Below are 16,636 nucleotides of genomic sequence, written 5' to 3'. Positions count from 1 at the left end.
ATGGTTCAGTCAATCAGCATCGGTTTTCGGTCATCCAGTCAAGGGCGTGGTCGACGGCATCGGGGAGGGAGAACAGCATGGTCGACGCCCCTCCGATCCGCCCCCGGCGCACCCGGGAATCCGGGAACGCCCTGCCGATCTCCGCGAAATCCCCGTCGTCCAGCGCGACGTCCTCGTACGCGGTCCACTCCCCCTCCCGGCGGGACCCCGAGCGGCCCCCCGGAAGATTCACCTTCACCACACACTCGTACATGCGCAAGGGGGGCTTCGGAATTCGATACTCCGCGAGATGGAAAGCGGTACAGACGGAAAACCCCACATTGATCATGAGTACCTGGCCACCCTCCCAGCACAGCTTTCCCAGGGGAGACTCCTCACCCAGATGACAGGTGAGGCGATGACCCGCGCACAGCCGCCGCGCATCCGCGCCGAGCGCGGCGAACGAGGTCTGCGGGTGCGCACTGCGCGCGGCGCCCGGAGCGGTCCGGACGGCCTCCGCCAGCGACCCCATCCCCTGACTCGGGGTGCTCGCCGGGTCGAAGGCCGGCATCCGGTCCAGGAAGGCCCGGACCTCCGCCTCGTCCATCCCCTCGATCCGCTCCAGGTGCGCGGCCGAGGTCCGGGAGTTCTCCGGGGTGAACGCCGGCACCACCAGCGTGCCCTGCGGACCCAGGACACCCGTCAGGGCGTCCCGCAGCTGCTCCGCGCGCAGCCCCGTCCCGCCCAGCGAGGCGTGCACCAGCAGCCGCATGCCCGGCCGCACCCCGAGCAGCCGCAGCTGCACCGGCAGCTGGAGGGCACCGGAGGCCCGCCGGCCCCGGCCCGGACCCGCCGGACCCGGCGCGGGGGAGGGGGCGCTCACGCGTCCACCGCCTTCAGTTCGTAACGCAGCTCCGCCACCAGACGCTTGCCCGTGACCGTCAGCTCGGCCGCGTCCGACAACCGGTCCAGGGCCTCGTGGAGACGGTCCGAGCCGCCCGGCGCGGGCCGGGCCGTCGCCCGCTCGTACGCCTCCACGGCCACCCGCTCGTGCACGTCGGCCAGCAGCCGGGACACCGGCACCGGCCGCTCCCGCCACGGCGACGCATGGCTCCACTCGCCGTCCAGCGCGTACAGGTCGGCCACCTCGGTCAGCGCCCGCAGCCTGGCCCGCCGCCGCCCCGTCAGCAGCGCGAGCGCCGTCTCCCGCACCCCCGCCGCGTACGGCACGCCGAGCGCCCCCGGCCCGTGCCGCCCTGCCTCGCCCCAGCCGACCGCCAGCGGCCCGCCCGCCAGCGGCGTCAGCGTGGTCAGCCCCTCCGCCGCCTCCCGGGCGAACCCGGGCACGGCCCGGTGCAGCAGCGCCCACGCCCGGTCGAGCGTGCCCCGCCACTCCTGCGCCTCCCCGGCCCCGAGCCGCAGCCTGGGCGGCCGGGCGAAGCAGTTGCGGTACGGGTCCAGGTCCTCCAGCGCCACCGGGGCCGCGTCCGGCCCGGGCGACCAGGTCCGTACGGGCTGCCAGCGCGCGTCCCCGGCCGCGGGGCCGAAGCGGTGCTCGGCGCGGCCGTCCCGTACCGCGTACCCGTCGCCGGACACCCGCAGCGAGGCCACGCCCTGCGTCCCGGGCTCCCCGAGCCTCAGCAGCCCCAGCGTCGGCAGGTACACCTCGCCGTCCCGGTAGGCCACCTCGGCCGGCAGGTCCAGTCCGCCGCGCAGCACCGCGGCGGCGGCCAGCGCGGTCAGCCTGCGCGCCGCCGCGGGGCCGTCCTGGCGGCCCTCCCGCGCGGCGTCCAGGGCGGCCAGCACCCAGGTCCGGGTGAACGGGTGGTCCAGTACGGCGTCCAGCGCGTCCGCGCCCGCGTCCCCGGCCTCCTCCACCGCTGCCACCAGGTCCCACGCGCGGGCCCAGGCCCGGTCGCCGGCCAGGTCGGTGTGCAGCCGGGCCAGCAGGATCCGGGTCAGCTCCTCCTGGGAACGGGCGAGTGCGGCGGCGTCGGACAGCTCCGGGGCGGTCTCGCGCGGCGCGGTGCGGCCCTCGACGCCGTCCACCAGCTCGCGCAGGTCGGTGCAGTACACCGAGGGGTGGTCGAAGTCCGCGGTGCCGCCCGCGCCCGTGTCCCGGTAGCGGTGGGTGTAGAGACCGCCGCCGCACGAACGTACGACGGGGCAGCGGCGGCACGAGTCGCTGACACCGTCCAGGCCGAGCTGGCGGGCCCGCACCCCGGGGTGGGCCGCGACCTCGTCGAAGGCGTGGTCGAAGACGTTGAAGCCGGTGGCCGCGGCCCCCTCGAAGGCGCTCTTGAGCGAGTCGACCTGCTCCAGCGTCCCGTCGGTCTCGACGACGACGAGGTCCGTCGGGGCCAGGCCCAGCGACTCCGTGAGGCTGGGGCCGCCGCGCAGGGTGGACAGGAGGGACTCGAAGAGCCGGACGGGCACCGGGCGGCCCAGCCGCTCCCAGTGGTCGAAGACCCGCAGCAGCCAGCGCGCGTAGGCGTCGGGGGCCCCGTCGGGGCGGACCGGGGGAGTCTCCCAGGTGGCGTGCGGGAGGAGGAAGTCCACCCGCGGAGGCTCCAGTTCGACCAGCGCGTCAAGGACGGCGACGGGGTCGTTGGCCACGTCCACGGTGCAGAGCAGGCCCTGGTAGAGGTGGCGGTAGGGCGCGGAGCGCAGCCGGGCGACGGCGGCCAGGACGAGGGGGTGGCTGGTGCGGCCGTCGGCGAAGCGGCGGTGGCGGTCGTTGGCGGCGCGGTCCCCGTCGAGGGAGACGCCGACGCGGACGCCGAACTCGGCGAAGAGGTCGAGGAAGCGGGTGCCCAGCTGGAGCCCGTTGGTGTGGATCCGCAGGTCGAGGTCCGCGATCCCGGACAGCGCCCGGTGGAACTCCTCGCACACGAGCCGGAGCCGTGCCGTGCCCGCCAACAGGGGTTCCCCTCCATGGAGAATCACCGTGACGGAGGGGAGTGCATGGTCACGGGCATGTTCGGCGAGTCGCGACGCGGTACGTGAAATAACCTCGGGGGAGATCACTTTCGGCCGGGCCCGCCAGCTCTGATCAGCGTGTTCGTAGACGTAGCAGTGATCACAAGCAAGATCGCATCTGCTGTGAACTTTCAGGACGATCTCGCGAAATGCGATCAGGCCGGTCATTCCGCCAGTCTAGGGCTCCTGATACGGCGTCAGAGCGCGGAGTTGAAGATAGGTGCCTGAATGGGGCGGCGCGATGCGGACGGCATCATCCGACCGAGCGTCGCGGCCGCGGAGGCGGTCTCGACGTCGATCTTGGCGAGCGGGATCCGGCGGGCCTTGACCGTGCTGGTCGGGGGGGTTGCGGAAGTGTTCACGACACCGTCCTCGGGGAAGCCATGTGGAATGGGCATGTGAATGACAACAGCGACGCGCTGCCGTCAATCGAGGACTTTACTCGGCCGCACCCCATTGGCAACTGAAGACATGACGCCTGGTCAACCGTTCTAAAGGCGGCCCGGGGGACGGGCCCGGGAGCGGGATTCGGCCGTTTGCCGGACGGCAAGATCCTTTTCACCGGGGCCGTCCCGCGGAAAGCATTTCCGCCCGGTCGCGAACCCGCTGCACCCGCCCCGGCCGCGAGCCGCTGACCTGCCGGATCGCGCCGCCGCGACCTCCGGCGCGGGAGGCGTGCGCGCCGGCTCGCACACCGGGGGCCTCCTCCTCCTCGTCGTCGTGCTCAAGTGCCGCTCCGGGGGCCGGTGTCGGGGTGCGCGTGCCCGGGGCGGGTGCGGGAGGCCCGGCCGGTGGCTCGCCAACGGGTCTGTGCCTCAGGGGAGATGGGGGGCGGAGGGGCGGGCGGGGTCCCGCCGGTGAGGGGCGGGACGTCGCGGACGGGCCCTACGCGGGCTGCTGTTCGGTGAGGTCGGGGGCGGGGAGATCGCGCAGGAGCCAGGTCAGCACGTCCGGCAGCGCGCGCAGGGCCGCGAAGTGCGCGGCGGCCGGTTCGATGGTGGCGGTCGCCCCCGGGATGCGCCGCGCCAGCCAGCGGGAATGGCCCACGGGGGAGAAGACGTCGAGCTCCCCGTGCCAGATCAGCACCGGGCAGCGGATGTCGGCCGGGTCGAAGCCCCAGGGGCGGCTGAACGCGAGCACGTCGTCGATCCACCCGTACGCCGAATGCCGCAGCCCCTCGCGGTAGTTGCGCAGCAGCATCGACCGCAGCCCGGCGTCGGAGACGATCATGCGGTCGTTGTCGGTGAGCTCCTGGCGCAGCTCGTCCAGGAGACGGCCCGGGTTCCTGCGGATGCCGTCCGCCCGCGGGATCAGGCGCGCCGCCAGCTCCTCCGGGTCGGTGGTGGCGGTGGTGTACTCCTGGACGTTCGAGGCGGCCATTCCGGCGAACCAGTCCAGGTCCTCGGCGTCGCGGGGGGCCAGTCCGACCATCGCCGCGGTGCGGGTGACCCGGTCCGGGAGCAGGGCGGCGCAGGCCAGGGCCCCGGCGGCGCCGCCGGAGCGGCCGGCCACCGCGAACCGGTCCAGTCCCAGGGCATCGGCGACGGCCGCCACGTCCTCGGCCACGTCGGCGACGGTGCGGCCCGGGTGGCGGTCGGAGCCGCCGTAGCCGGGTCTGTCGTAGGCGATGAGCTGCATGCGGCGCTGGTAGAGGACCATGCCCCGGGGGGCCGGGCCCAGGCGGCTGCCGGGCATGCCGTGCAGGAGGAAGACGGGCTTGCCGTCCGGGTCCCCCCAGCGCTCCACGGTCAGAGCGCGCCCGTCGGCTGTGCGCACCTGATGGCGCACGCGCTCCCTCCCTCACGTGTCGGTGCGGGTCGTCACGGCGATTGTGCTCGCTGGGGGAGGAGTGCGGTAGGGCGCACTTCGGGGGAAATTCCCGCGAAGGCCCTCGCGGGGCCGTCCGCGCTCCTGCCGCTCCCGCGCATGCGCAGCTCACGCCGTGTCCGGAGGGGCGTGAACGTGCGTGAACGGGTGGGAGCGCCCCCTCGCGCCGGGCCGGGGGCGGTGCGTCCGGTCAGGCCGGGGGGATCAGGGCCGCGGCCGCCGAACGGGCCCGGGCCAGGGCCAGGGCGCGGTCCGCGCCGCGCTGGCCGAGGACCACGCGGGTGCTGAGGCCGTCCAGCAGCGCGAGCAGCTCGGAGGCCCGTGCGGGCACGTCGAGGGGGGCGAAGCGGCCCTGGTCCGCGCCCTTGGCCAGCAGCGCCTCCAGATCCCGCTGCCAGCCCTCGTCGATCTCCTCCTGCGCGGCCTTCAGCGGCTCGTTGGAGGCCGTACGGGCCCACAGCTCGATCCACAGGGTCCAGCGCGGGTCCCGCGGCCCCAGCGGGAGGTACAGCTCCAGGAACAGGTCCAGCTTGCGCGCGGCGGTCACCCGGCGGCCCAGCAGTTCGCCGCGTTCCACGGCGAGCCGATCCTCGCTCCAGCGCAGGGCCTCCAGCAGGAGCCGGTCCTTGCTGCCGAAGTAGTACAGGATGTGGCCGCCGCTGGTGCCGAGCCGTTCCGCGAGCGCGGACATCGTCAGCGTGGCCAGCCCGTCCTCGGCGATCGCCGCCATGGCCTCCTCGAGCATCCGCTCCTGGGCGATCCGCCCGTCGCGCCGTCGCGCCGCTCCCGCCACCAGTCCCGCCCTCCGGATCCTCGTGCGCCCGACCTTATCCCGGACAGGGTCTTGACGCCGTCCGCATCCACCCCTCATCTTGAATGCCATTCAATAACCTAGAACGCCATTCAAGATCGCTCAAGGTCAGGGGCCCCGCCATGGGACAGCAGGAGACAGCCGACGTCGACGAGGTGTTCCGGGTCGAGACCCACGGCATCGACCCCATTCCCGACGCCGAACGCCACGGCAGCGCCAAGGACCTGTTCTGGCTCTGGTTCGGCTCGAACCTCACCTTCACCTACGTCATCAACGGCGCCCTCGCCGTCGCCTTCGGGCTCTCCTTCTGGCAGGCCACCGCCGTCGTCGTGCTCGGCGGCCTGTCCTTCTTCGCCATCAGCGCCGCCGGCCTCAGCGGCATCCGCACCGGCACCGCCACCCTCGTCGTCTCCCGCGCCGCCTTCGGAGTCCGCGGCAACATCCCCGCCGGCGTCCTCAACTGGGTCGTCAGCATCGGCTACACCATCGTCAACACCGTCGTCGGCACCCTCGCCCTCGAAGTGTTCTTCGCCGAGGCCGGCTGGAACGGCGGCACCACGGGACGGGCACTCGCCCTGCTCCTCACCCTCGCCCTCACCTTCGCCGTCGCGATGTGGGGCCACGCCACCGTCCAGTTCGCCGAACGCTGGATGGCCTACGTCCTCGCCGCGGGCTTCGGCGCCCTGCTCCTCTTCGTCCTCCCCGGAGCCGACACCGCCACCCGCGCCGCCGAAGCCCCCGGCATATCCGGCTGGAGCCTCGCCCTCGTCGTCGTGTTCGCCGGACCGTTCTCCTACGTCCCGATGCCCGCCGACTACACCCGCTACCTGCCCCGCACCACCACGCTCAGGTCCATCACCTGGACCGGAGCCCTCGGCGGCTTCCTCTCCTCCGTCGCCCTCGGCGTCGCGGGCGTCGCCGCCGCCACCCAGACCGACATGACCGACGCCGTCGCCGGGACCGAGAGCCTCCTGCCCGGCTGGTTCCAGCCGCTGTTCCTGGCCCTCGTCCTGGGCGGATCCGTCACCAACTCGATCATCACCCTCTACTCCTCCAGCCTGAACCTCCAGGTCCTCGGCATCCCCTGGAGCCGCGCCCGCGCCATCGTCATCAGCGCCGCCGTCACCGCCCTCGGCTCGCTCGCCGCCCTCTTCCTCACCGACTTCACCACCTCCCTGCTCTCCTTCCTCTCCCTCCTGATCATCGTCTTCGCCCCCTGGGGCGGCGTCTTCCTCGCCGACATGCTGCTGCGCCGCTGCCGCTACGACGCCGACGCCCTGCACGCCGGCCGCGCCGGCACCTACTGGTACCGCTCCGGCTACCACCCCGCCGGCCTCACCGCCCTCCTCGCCGGCATGGCCTTCGCCGCCCTCACCTGCGACTCCGAGCTGTGGACCGGCCCCCTGGTCGCCCCGCTCGGCGGCGCCGACCTCACCCTCCTCGGCTCGGTCGTCTCCGGACTCACCTACTGGGCCCTCGCCCGCCGCAGCCTCCCCGCCTACGTCCCGGCCGCCTGAACCACCCCACCGCCCCCGAGGGAGACCCCCCGCATGACCCGCCACCCCTTCCCCGCCGACCTGCTGCTCACCGGAGCCCGCATCCACACCGTCGACCCGGACCTGCCCGAGGCCCAGGCCCTCGCCGTCCACGACGGACTGATCGTCTGGGTCGGACCCGACACCGGGGCCGAGGCCTGGGCCGGACCCGGCACCCGCCGCATCGACGCCGGCGGCAAGCTCGTCCTGCCCGGCTTCATCGACGCCCACAACCACGTCCGCCTCGGCTCCGACGACGCCTGCGTCCAGCTCGCCGGCGTCCGCACCCTGGACGGCATCCACGAACGCATCCTGGCCTGGCGGGAGGCCAACCCCGACGCCCCCTGGATCGAGGCCGAGGCCTTCGACTACTCCGCCATCCCCGGCGGCCGCATGCCCCGCGCCGCCGACCTCGACCCCGTCACCGGCGACACCCCCGCACTGGTCCTCTCCTACGACGTCCACACCGCCTGGCTGAACACCGCCGCCCTGCGTCGCCTCGGCGTCACCCGCGACCGCACCGACCTGCCCTTCGGTACCGCCGCCGTCGACCCCGGGACCGGCGAACCCACCGGCTTCGTCACCGACTTCGCCATCAAGGGACTCTCCCGCGACGGCCACCGCGCCCTGCGCGAACTCGGCGTCCCCTGGGCCTCCCCCGACCGGCAGTACGGGCGCCTCGCCAAGAGCCTCGACGACGCCATCGGCTTCGGCATCACCACCGTCGTCGAGCCGCAGAACTCCCTCGACGACCTCGAACTCTTCGCACGCGCCCGGACAGAAGGCCGCCTGCGCTCCCGGATCGTCGCCGCCCTCTTCCACCCGCGCGGCACCGACGACGCCGACCTCGACGACTTCGCCTCCGCCGCACAGCGCTTCGCCGACGACCGGCTGCGCGTCGGCCCCCTCAAGCTGTACATCGACGACGTCGTCGAACCACGCACGGCAGCCCTGCTGGAGCCCTACACCGGCTGCGGCTCCCACCGCGGCGACACCTTCTACCCCGCCGAGGAGTTCGCGGAGCTGCTGGCCAAGCTGGACGCCCGCGGATTCCAGTGCTTCGTGCACGCCACCGGCGACCGCGGCATCCGCACCGTCCTGGACGCGGTCGAGCACGCCCGCGCGCTCAACGGCCCGCGCGACGCCCGCCACCAGGTCGTACACGTGGAATGCCTCGACCCCGAGGACGTGCCCCGCTTCGCACGGCTCGGCGTGGTCGCCTGCATGCAGCCGCGGCACTGCGCACCGGAGATCGCCGGACCGGGCCAGGACTGGGCCGAGAACGTCGGCGAACAGCGCTGGCACAAGGCCTGGCCGATGCGCAGCCTGCACGAGGCCGGGGCCGTACTGGCCTTCTCCAGCGACTGGAACGTCGCCGAGATGGACCCCATGATCGGCATCTACACGGCGGTCACCCGCCGCCCCCTCACCGGCGACGGCCCCGCCTGGCAGCCCGCCGAGACGGTCGACGTGGAGACGGCGGTGCACGGCTACACGATGGGCTCCGCGCACGCCAACTTCCTCGACGGGGAACGCGGCTCCCTCACCGTCGGCAAGGCCGCCGACTTCGTGGTCCTCTCCCGCGACATCCTCACCGTCCCGGCCGACGAGATCCCCGGCACGATCGCCGAGACCGTCGTCGTCGCGGGAGAGATCGTCCACCGCGCGCCGTGACGGCCCGGCCGCTCACCGCTTGGGCCAGTACCAGAGCGGCTCGTCGAGCGGCCCCTCACGGCCGGCGACCTCCGTCCGGCCGAACTCCTTGACCAGCTCCACCGTCCGCAGGTCCACCCGGTGCCGCCGGGTGCCCGCGGCCAGGGCCTCGGCCAGCGGGGCCGCATGCGTCACGACCACCGTCTGGGTGTCGCGCGCGGCCGTCAGCACCAGGTCCGCCAGCGGGGCCAGCAGATCCGGATGGAGGCTGGTCTCCGGCTCGTTCAGGACCATCAGCGCCGGCGGGCGCGGCGTCAGCAGCGCCGCCACCCACAGCAGGTAGCGCAGGGTCCCGTCGGACAGCTCCGCCGCGCCCAGCGGCCTCAGCAGCCCGTGCTGGTGCAGCTCCAGCCCGAAGCGGCCGTCCCGGTCCGTGACGGACACCCGCGTACCGGGGAACGCGGCGTCCACCGCCGCGTCCAGGGCGGCCGCGTCCCCGGTCTCCCGGATCGTCTGCAGCGCGGCCGGCAGGTCGGAGCCGTCGGCGGCCAGCACGGGCGTACGGGTCCCGACCCGCGGGATCCGGGCCGGCGCGGCGGCATCGGTGCGGAGGTGGTTGTAGAACCGCCAGGACCGGATCCGCTCCCGCAGCGCCAGCAGGTCCGGGGCCAGCTGGGGGTCCGCGAGCTCGCTCAGCATCGAGTCGTACGGGCGCAGGGCGTTCTGCGTACGGTGCCAGCCCCCGTCCGCCGTACGGGTCCGCACGGCGGGCCCCGACCGGTCCGACAGCACCGCCGCCGGACGCAGCACGGGCCCGGCCCAGGTGCACTCGCGCTTGATCTCCGGATCCAGGGAGAACAGCGACTGCCCCACCGGCACGGGGTGCCCGAAGTCGACCGCGTACCCGAACTCCTCCCCGGCGAAGCCGAGCCGCAGGCTGACCGGCTCGCTACGGACCGTGCCCTCCAGCGGCCGGAGCCCCTCGCGTACGGCGCGCGACAGCGTCTCCGGGCCCGCCCACAGCGTCGACGGCAGCCCGCCCTCCCGCGCCAGCGCGGCGACGGCACCACCCCGGGCGGAGTCCGCGAGCAGACGCAGGGAGCGGTACAGGCTGGACTTGCCCGTGCCGTTCGCGCCGGTGACGACGGTGAGCCGGCCGAGGGGGACGACGAGGCGGCGGAGGGAGCGGTAGTTCTCGACGGCGAGGGTGGTGATCACGCCCCGATCATGCCGGGTCGCTGGCGCGCTGTGCGTTGGCGGGTTGGGGCTTGGCTGCGCCGGGTCGGTGTTCTGCCTGTGGGGCCGGGATTCGGTGCGGCCGGCCTGTGGTGTGGGGTGGGGCCCCGGTGGAGTGTCTCCTCGGCCGGGTCGCTGCGCGCTGGGCGTCGGCGGGTTGGGTTTGGCTTCGCCGGGTCGGTGTTCTGTCTGTGGGGCGGGGTTGGGGTGCGGGTGGCCTGTGGGGGTGTGGGGTGGGGCCCCGGTGGAGTGTCTCCTCGGCTCGGCGCGTGCGGGTGGGTCGGTCTGTGGCGGGGTGGTTGCGCGCTCGTCCTGCGGGGACACTCCACCGTGTCCCCACCCCACGCCGAGGCTTCGACACCCCGGGCCGATCCCCTCGCCGTCCCGTGCGGGACCTGGCCGCACTGCGATGCCATGGCTTCGGCGGGGCTGGTGTGGCGGAGCGGGGGTTGTGCTGTTGGTGCGGGGACGGGGAGGGGTGTCCCCGCAGGACGAGCGTGCAACCGCCTCGTACGGGACGAACCCCGCCGCACGCGCGAGCCGAGGAGACACCCCTCCCCGGCCCCGCACCCCACCCGCACAGGAACGGATCGACCCCGCACCCCTTTGGATCCGGACCCCACAGGACCAGGCCGCACCCGCATTGCCCCGCACGGGCTGATCCGGGCACCGGGGGACCAGGCCGCACCCGCACCACCCCGCACCGGCCGATCCCGAGCCCGCGGGCCGGCCCGGATCTGCGACCCCCCGCGGGAGCTACCGGCGGCGGGTCGTTGCGCAGGCCAGGGTGACGGCCGCGCCCACCACCGCCCAGGCCGACAGGACCAGCATCGGGCCGCCCGCGCCGTTGCCGCCGAAGTAGGTGATGGAGCGGGCGGCGTACGTGCCGGCGCCCGGTGGCAGGGCCGGGCCGATGGCGCTCCAGAACGGCGGCAGCAGCGGATAGGGGTAGGCGCCGCCCGCACTCGGGTTGCCCAGCACCACGATCACCAGGATCGCGAGGCCGATGCCGATCACGCCCGCCAGCCCCTGGAAGGCGAGGGTGATCGCGCCGACCGCGAAGACGACCAGGGTGCCGAGCCCCCACAGGCCCCAGATGCTGCCGGGCAGCGCGTCGAGGACCGGGCCGGCGATGAGCGCGCCGAGCAGACCGGCGGCCAGGGCGTAGCCGAGCAGCGCGCCGAGCCGGATGACGGCGCGGTGCGGGTTCGCGGGCCGGGCGCCGGCGCTGATCGCGAGGATCGCGGCGCACAGGTAGCCGCCGACGCACCAGCCGATCACCAGGTAGAAGGAGCTCAGGCCGCGGCTGTCGCCCTTGGCGGCCGGGGCGACGTCGGTGACCCGTACGGTCCGGCCCTGGGCCTGTTCGGCGCGGCCGACGACCTCTTCCAGGGCCTGGGACAGCGAGGCTCCGGCGCCGGAGGCGACCAGCAGCAGGTCGGTCCGGCCGGCCGGGTCGATGACCAGTGCGCCGTCGACGTCGCGGTTCTCGACCTGGGCGCGCGCCTCGGCCCCGTCCTTGACCACGTGGGGGTCGAGCGGGTCTCCGGGGAGGGCGCCGAGCTGCTGGGCGGACCGTTCGGCGACGGGTGCGGCGGGGGCGGCCACGGCGATCGGGATCTCGTGGGGTTTCGGCAGGTGGAAGGCCCCGATGTAGGAGGTGACGAAGGCGAGCTGGAGGACCAGGACTCCCAGGACGAGCAGTGCCGCCCGGGTGGTCACGGCGTCCTTGACCTCGGCGAGGAAGCCCGTGGGCGGGCTCGGGGCGGTGCTCTCGGCGTTTTCGGGGGGCTGGGTCATGTTCCACACGCTCGGCGGACCGGCGGGCGGGCGCAGCAGGGGCGAGCCGAATGGATGACCCAGGTGGTCGAACATGTGTTTCGCACGGGTATTCGAATTGCTCTATGGTGGAAGCGGGGGTGGTCGAAACGAGCGAAGCAGGAGGCCGCGGGTGCCCGGTTTTACGCATCTGCACACCGTTTCGGGGTTCTCCGTGCGCTACGGGGGCTCGCATCCGGAACGGCTGGCGGAGCGTGCCGCCGAGCGCGGCATGGACGCCCTCGCGCTGACCGACCGCGACACCCTCGCGGGCGCGGTGCGCTTCGCGAAGGCGTCGGCGAAGGCGGGGATCCGGCCCCTGTTCGGCGTGGACATGGCCGTGTCGGCCGCCCCCGGGACGCACGTGGCGGGTCCGGCCGGGCCGGGGGGCCCGACGGGGCCCGCCGCGGGCACCGGCCGCGGGGCCGACGGCGCGGGCCCGGAGGCCTCGTACCGCAGGCGCACCCCCGTCAAGGGCGGGGCCTTCCTGGACGAGTCCGCCGCGCGGGCCGTGTTCCTGGCCCGGGACGGGGCCGCGGGCTGGGCCGAGCTGTGCCGGATGGTCACCGCCGCCCACGCGGGCGCCCCAGAGGTCCCGGTGGTCCCGTGGGAGGCGCTGCGCGGGGAGGGCGTGTTCGTCCTCCTCGGGCCGGGCTCCGAGGTGGGGCGCGCCCTTGCCGCGGGCCGTCCCGACCGGGCCGCCCGGCTGCTCGCGCCCTGGCGGGAGGTCTACGGCGACTCCCTGCGGCTGGAGGCCGTCCACCACGGCCGTGCCGGCACGGGGTCCGGCTCGCTCCGGCTCGCCGCCCGTACCGTCGGCTTTGCCGCCGAGCAGGGCGTCCCGGCCGTGCTCACGAACGCCGTCCGCTACGCCGATCCCGGCCAGGGACCGGTCGCCGACGTCCTCGACGCGGCCCGCCGCCTGGTCCCCGTCGACCCGCGGAGCTCCCGCTACCCGCTCGACGGCGGCGAGCGCTGGCTGAAGGACCCCGCCGCCATGGCCGGGTCCGCCGAGCTGATCGCCCGCGCCGCCGGCCTGGGCCCCGCCGACGCCCGGCGGCTGCTCGCGGAGACCCGGCGTACCGCCGAGGCCTGCCGTGTCGACCCCGAGGACGACCTGGGCATGGGATCCGTGCACTTCCCCGAGGCCCGGCTCGTCGGCGCGGCCCACCGCAGCGCCCAGCGGGTCCTCGCCTCCCGGGCCTCGGCGGGCATGGTGCTGCGCGGCTACGCGGAGGACCGCGCCTACTGGGACCGGATGCACCGGGAGCTCGACATCATCGAGTACCACGGCTTCGCCACCTACTTCCTGACGGTCGCGCAGGTCGTCGACGACGTACGGGAGATGGGCATCCGGGTGGCCGCCCGGGGCTCCGGCGCGGGCTCCCTCGTCAACCACCTGATCGGGATCGCGCACGCCGACCCCGTCGAGCACGGCCTGCTCATGGAGCGCTTCCTGTCCAAGCGGCGGCGGGTCCTGCCCGACATCGACATCGACGTGGAGTCCGCGCGCCGGCTGGAGGTCTACCGGCGGATCATCGACCGGTTCGGCTCCGAGCGCGTCGCCACCGTCTCCATGCCCGAGACCTACCGCGTGCGGCACGCCGTCCGGGACGTCGGCGCCGCCCTGTCCATGGACCCGGCCACCGTCGACCGGCTCGCCAAGTCCTTCCCGCACATCAGGGCCCGCGACGCCCGTGCCGCGCTGCAGGAGCTGCCCGAACTGCGCGATGTGCGCGGGGAGTCGTACGGGCGGCTGTGGGAGCTCGTCGAAGCGCTGGACGCGCTGCCGCGCGGGACCGCCATGCACCCGTGCGGGGTGCTGCTCTCGGACGCCTCGCTGCTCGGCCGTACGCCGGTGGTGCCCACCAGCGGCGAGGGCTTCCCCATGTCCCAGTTCGACAAGGACGACGTGGAGGAGCTCGGGCTGCTCAAGCTGGACGTGCTGGGCGTGCGGATGCAGTCGGCGATGGCGCACGCGGTCGCGGAGGTCCGGCGCGGCACGGGGCGCGAGCTCGACCTGGACGACCCGGCGCAGGTGCCGCCGGGCGACCGGGCCACGTACGAACTGATCCGCTCGGCGGAGACGCTGGGCTGCTTCCAGATCGAGTCACCGGGCCAGCGGGACCTGGTGGGCAGGCTGCAGCCGGCCACCTTCCACGATCTGGTCGTCGACATCTCGCTGTTCCGGCCGGGGCCGGTGGCCGCCGACATGGTGCGACCCTTCATCGAGGCCCGGCACGGCCGGGCGCCGGTCCGTTTCCCGCACCCCGACCTGGCCGACGCGCTGCGCGAGACGTACGGGGTGGTGGTCTTCCACGAGCAGGTCATCGAGATCGTGCACGTGATGACCGGCTGCGGGCGGGACGAGGCGGACCGGGTCCGGCGCGGCCTGTCCGACCCCGAGTCGCAGGCCCGGATCAAGGTCTGGTTCGCGGCGAAGGCGGCGGAGCGCGGCTATCCGGCGGAGGTGATCGGGCGGACCTGGGAGATCGTGGAGGCCTTCGGCAGCTACGGCTTCTGCAAGGCGCACGCGGTGGCCTTCGCGGTGCCCACCTACCAGTCGGCGTGGCTGAAGGCGCACCACCCGGCGGCCTTCTACGCCGGTCTGCTCACCCACGATCCGGGCATGTACCCCAAGCGGCTGCTGCTGGCCGACGCGCGGCGGCGGGGCGTCCCGGTGCTGCCGCTGGACGTCAACCGCTCGGCGGTCGACCACCGTATCGAACTGGTGTCCGGTGAAGGGTCCGGTGCGGGCGGGGTGTGGGGGCTGCGGCTGGGACTGTCCGACGTCCACGGCATCAGCGGGGCCGAGGCCGGCCGGATCGACTCCGGCCGCCCCTACGCCTCCCTGCGCGACTTCTGGGACCGGGCGCACCCGGGCCGGCCGGTGGCCGAACGGCTCGCGCAGGTCGGCGCGCTGGACGCCTTCGGCGCCAACCGGCGCGACCTGCTGCTGCACCTGGCGGAACTGCACGGGGCGCAGCGGGCCGCGGGCCTGCGCGGCCCTCAGCTCCCGCTGGAGGGGGGCCGGTCCACCGCCTCCGTCGGCCTGCCCGACCTGACCGACGCGGAGCGGCTCAGTGCCGAGCTGGGAGTCCTCGGCATGGACGCCTCGCGCCATCTGATGGGTGACCACCACGCCTTCCTGGCCGAGCTGGGAGCGATCCCCGCCGCACGGCTGCGGGACGCCGAGCACGGGCGGACGGTGCTGGTCGCGGGGGCCAAGGCGGCCACCCAGACCCCGCCGATCCGGTCGGGGAGGCGCGTCATCTTCACGACGCTGGACGACGGGACGGGCCTGGTCGACCTGGCCTTCTTCGACGACAGCCACGAGCGGTGCGCGCACACCGTCTTCCACTCCTTCCTGCTGCTGGTGCGCGGCGTCGTGCAGCGCAGGGGCCCGCAGAGCCTGAGCATCGTCGGGGCGGCGGCGTGGAACCTGGCCGAGCTGGCGCAACTGCGGGCCGAGGGAGGCCTGGACGCGGTCGCGGCCCGTCTCGCCGAGCCGGCCGCGAAGGAGCCCGCCGCCCCCGGCGAAGGCGACCAGGACCCGCCGGCCGGTGACGGCGCGGACGGCGCAGGTCCGGCGACGACGGCCCCCGGCCGCACGATCCGCATGTCCACGGGGTACGAGATGAACCCCTGGGCCGATCTCCAGCCGCCCGGCACGGGCCCCGCGACGGGCCGCAAGCTGTGGCACTCCAGCCCGGGGAGCGCCGGATGAACGCGCCGGCACGGACCGTGATGTGCCTGCGGCTGCGCCCCGCCGACGGAGGCCCGCTCGGGGCACGGGAGTACGCCGGGGTCCTCGCGCTGCTGGGCGGGATCACCCCGGCCGTGCAGGCCCTGCCGCCCGACGCCGCCCTCGCGGACGTCCGGGGCGCGCTGCGGTACTTCGGGTGCGACGCGGTCCGGCTCGCCGCCCTGGTCCGGGTGCGGGCCCTCGCCCTGTACGGGGTGGACGCCGCCGTCGGCGTGGCGGGCAACCCGATGCTGGCCCGGGCCGCGGCCCGGGAGGCGGCGCCCGGCGCCACCCTGGTCGTTCCCGGGGAAGCCTCCGCCGTACGGGACTTCCTCGCGGACAAGCCCGTCGTCACCCTCGACGGGGTCGGGCCCAAGGCCGCCCGCACCCTGTGCTCCTACGGCCTCGATTCCGTCGGCAGGGTCGCCGCGGCCCCGCCCGCCGCCCTGCGGCGGATCCTCGGCGCCCGGCTCGGCCGGGAGGTGCACGAGCGCGCCCTCGGGATCGACCGAACCCCCGTCCGGCCGGGCGCCGCCGCCCGCGCCGTCGCCGCCGAGCGCTCCTTCGAGCGGGACGAGCTGGATCCCGTACGGCACCGGCGGGCGCTGCTCTCGCTGACGGAGGAGCTCGGTGCGAAGCTCCGTACCCAAGGGGGCGGGCAGGTGTGCCGTGGCCTCGCGCTCACCGTCCGCTGCGCCGACCGCACCACCCTGACGCGCACCCGCACCCTGGCCGAACCCACCGCGCACTCGGCGGCGCTGACCGCCGTGGCCTACGCCCTCTACGAGGGGCTCGGCCTGCAACGGGCCCGCGTCCGCGCGCTCTCGCTGCGCGCGGAGGAGCTGCTCCCGGCCGAGCGGGCCGCGCGGCAGCTCAGCCTGGACCCCGAGGACGAGAAGGCCCGTCGTCTGGAGGCGGTCACCGACCGGGTGCGCGCGCGGTTCGGCCACCGGGCCATCGCCCGCGGCACGCTCGCCGCCTGACGGCCCGCCGGCCCCGCCGGACGACACGTCAGTTTTTACCGACGCGTAACTTCCCTGTTTTGCTACTCGC

The 16,636-nt window shown here is 74.6% G+C and carries 11 protein-coding genes; 4 read left to right on the top strand and 7 right to left on the bottom strand.

The annotated features are described in order from the left end of the window. Positions 1-13: 13 nt before the first annotated feature. The 5 genes from ACPU2J_RS07855 to ACPU2J_RS07835 form a co-directional block, all read right to left on the bottom strand. Positions 14-751 (bottom strand): AAC(3) family N-acetyltransferase, encoded by a 738-nt coding sequence (locus ACPU2J_RS07855; protein ID WP_361604551.1) that lies wholly within the window; start codon positions 749-751, stop codon positions 14-16. Between the two features lie 107 nt (positions 752-858). Further along, positions 859-3,126 (bottom strand): radical SAM/SPASM protein FxsBH, inactivated beta-hydroxylase extension form, encoded by a 2,268-nt coding sequence (fxsBH, locus tag ACPU2J_RS07850; RefSeq protein ID WP_420081250.1) that lies wholly within the window; start codon positions 3,124-3,126, stop codon positions 859-861. Between the two features lie 29 nt (positions 3,127-3,155). Further along, positions 3,156-3,320 (bottom strand): hypothetical protein, encoded by a 165-nt coding sequence (locus tag ACPU2J_RS07845; protein WP_420081251.1) that lies wholly within the window; start codon positions 3,318-3,320, stop codon positions 3,156-3,158. Positions 3,321-3,843: 523 nt separating this feature from the next. Then, the gene (locus tag ACPU2J_RS07840) at positions 3,844-4,746 is read right to left on the bottom strand and encodes an alpha/beta fold hydrolase (protein WP_361604560.1); all 903 of its coding nucleotides are present in this window, start codon (positions 4,744-4,746) and stop codon (positions 3,844-3,846) included. 229 nt (positions 4,747-4,975) lie between these two features. Beyond that, complete coding sequence (locus ACPU2J_RS07835; protein ID WP_423833004.1) at positions 4,976-5,578, bottom strand: TetR/AcrR family transcriptional regulator; 603 nt, start codon at positions 5,576-5,578, stop codon at positions 4,976-4,978. A 140-nt stretch (positions 5,579-5,718) separates the two neighbouring features. Here ACPU2J_RS07835 and ACPU2J_RS07830 point away from each other — a divergent pair, with 140 nt between their 5' ends. Together ACPU2J_RS07830 and ACPU2J_RS07825 are read left to right on the top strand one after the other, a co-directional pair. Beyond that, complete coding sequence (locus tag ACPU2J_RS07830) at positions 5,719-7,113, top strand: purine-cytosine permease family protein (RefSeq protein ID WP_420081252.1); 1,395 nt, start codon at positions 5,719-5,721, stop codon at positions 7,111-7,113. Positions 7,114-7,146: 33 nt separating this feature from the next. After that, positions 7,147-8,805, top strand: coding sequence for an amidohydrolase (locus tag ACPU2J_RS07825; protein ID WP_361604569.1), 1,659 nt, complete (start codon positions 7,147-7,149; stop codon positions 8,803-8,805). A gap of 12 nt (positions 8,806-8,817) precedes the next feature. Here the strand turns inward: ACPU2J_RS07825 and ACPU2J_RS07820 are convergent, their stop codons facing one another. Both ACPU2J_RS07820 and ACPU2J_RS07815 read right to left on the bottom strand, forming a co-directional pair. Further along, positions 8,818-10,002 (bottom strand): AAA family ATPase, encoded by a 1,185-nt coding sequence (locus ACPU2J_RS07820; RefSeq protein ID WP_423833003.1) that lies wholly within the window; start codon positions 10,000-10,002, stop codon positions 8,818-8,820. 774 nt (positions 10,003-10,776) lie between these two features. Beyond that, positions 10,777-11,820, bottom strand: coding sequence for a DUF3533 domain-containing protein (locus ACPU2J_RS07815; RefSeq protein ID WP_420081253.1), 1,044 nt, complete (start codon positions 11,818-11,820; stop codon positions 10,777-10,779). A 151-nt stretch (positions 11,821-11,971) separates the two neighbouring features. Between ACPU2J_RS07815 and ACPU2J_RS07810 the strand changes: the two genes are divergently transcribed. Beyond that, positions 11,972-15,565 (top strand): DNA polymerase III subunit alpha, encoded by a 3,594-nt coding sequence (locus ACPU2J_RS07810; RefSeq protein WP_423833002.1) that lies wholly within the window; start codon positions 11,972-11,974, stop codon positions 15,563-15,565. Beyond that, positions 15,562-16,566: a DNA polymerase Y family protein gene (locus ACPU2J_RS07805; protein ID WP_420081255.1), complete on the top strand. Its 1,005-nt coding sequence runs from the start codon at positions 15,562-15,564 to the stop codon at positions 16,564-16,566. Before ACPU2J_RS07810 ends, ACPU2J_RS07805 begins: the two co-directional genes overlap by 4 nt. Positions 16,567-16,636 lie beyond the last annotated feature (70 nt).

Source organism: Streptomyces manipurensis (assembly GCF_049570255.1).
GTDB lineage: Bacteria > Actinomycetota > Actinomycetes > Streptomycetales > Streptomycetaceae > Streptomyces > Streptomyces manipurensis.
Note: the sequence above shows the minus strand (reverse complement) of the source record. Positions and strands in the feature narration are given on the sequence as shown.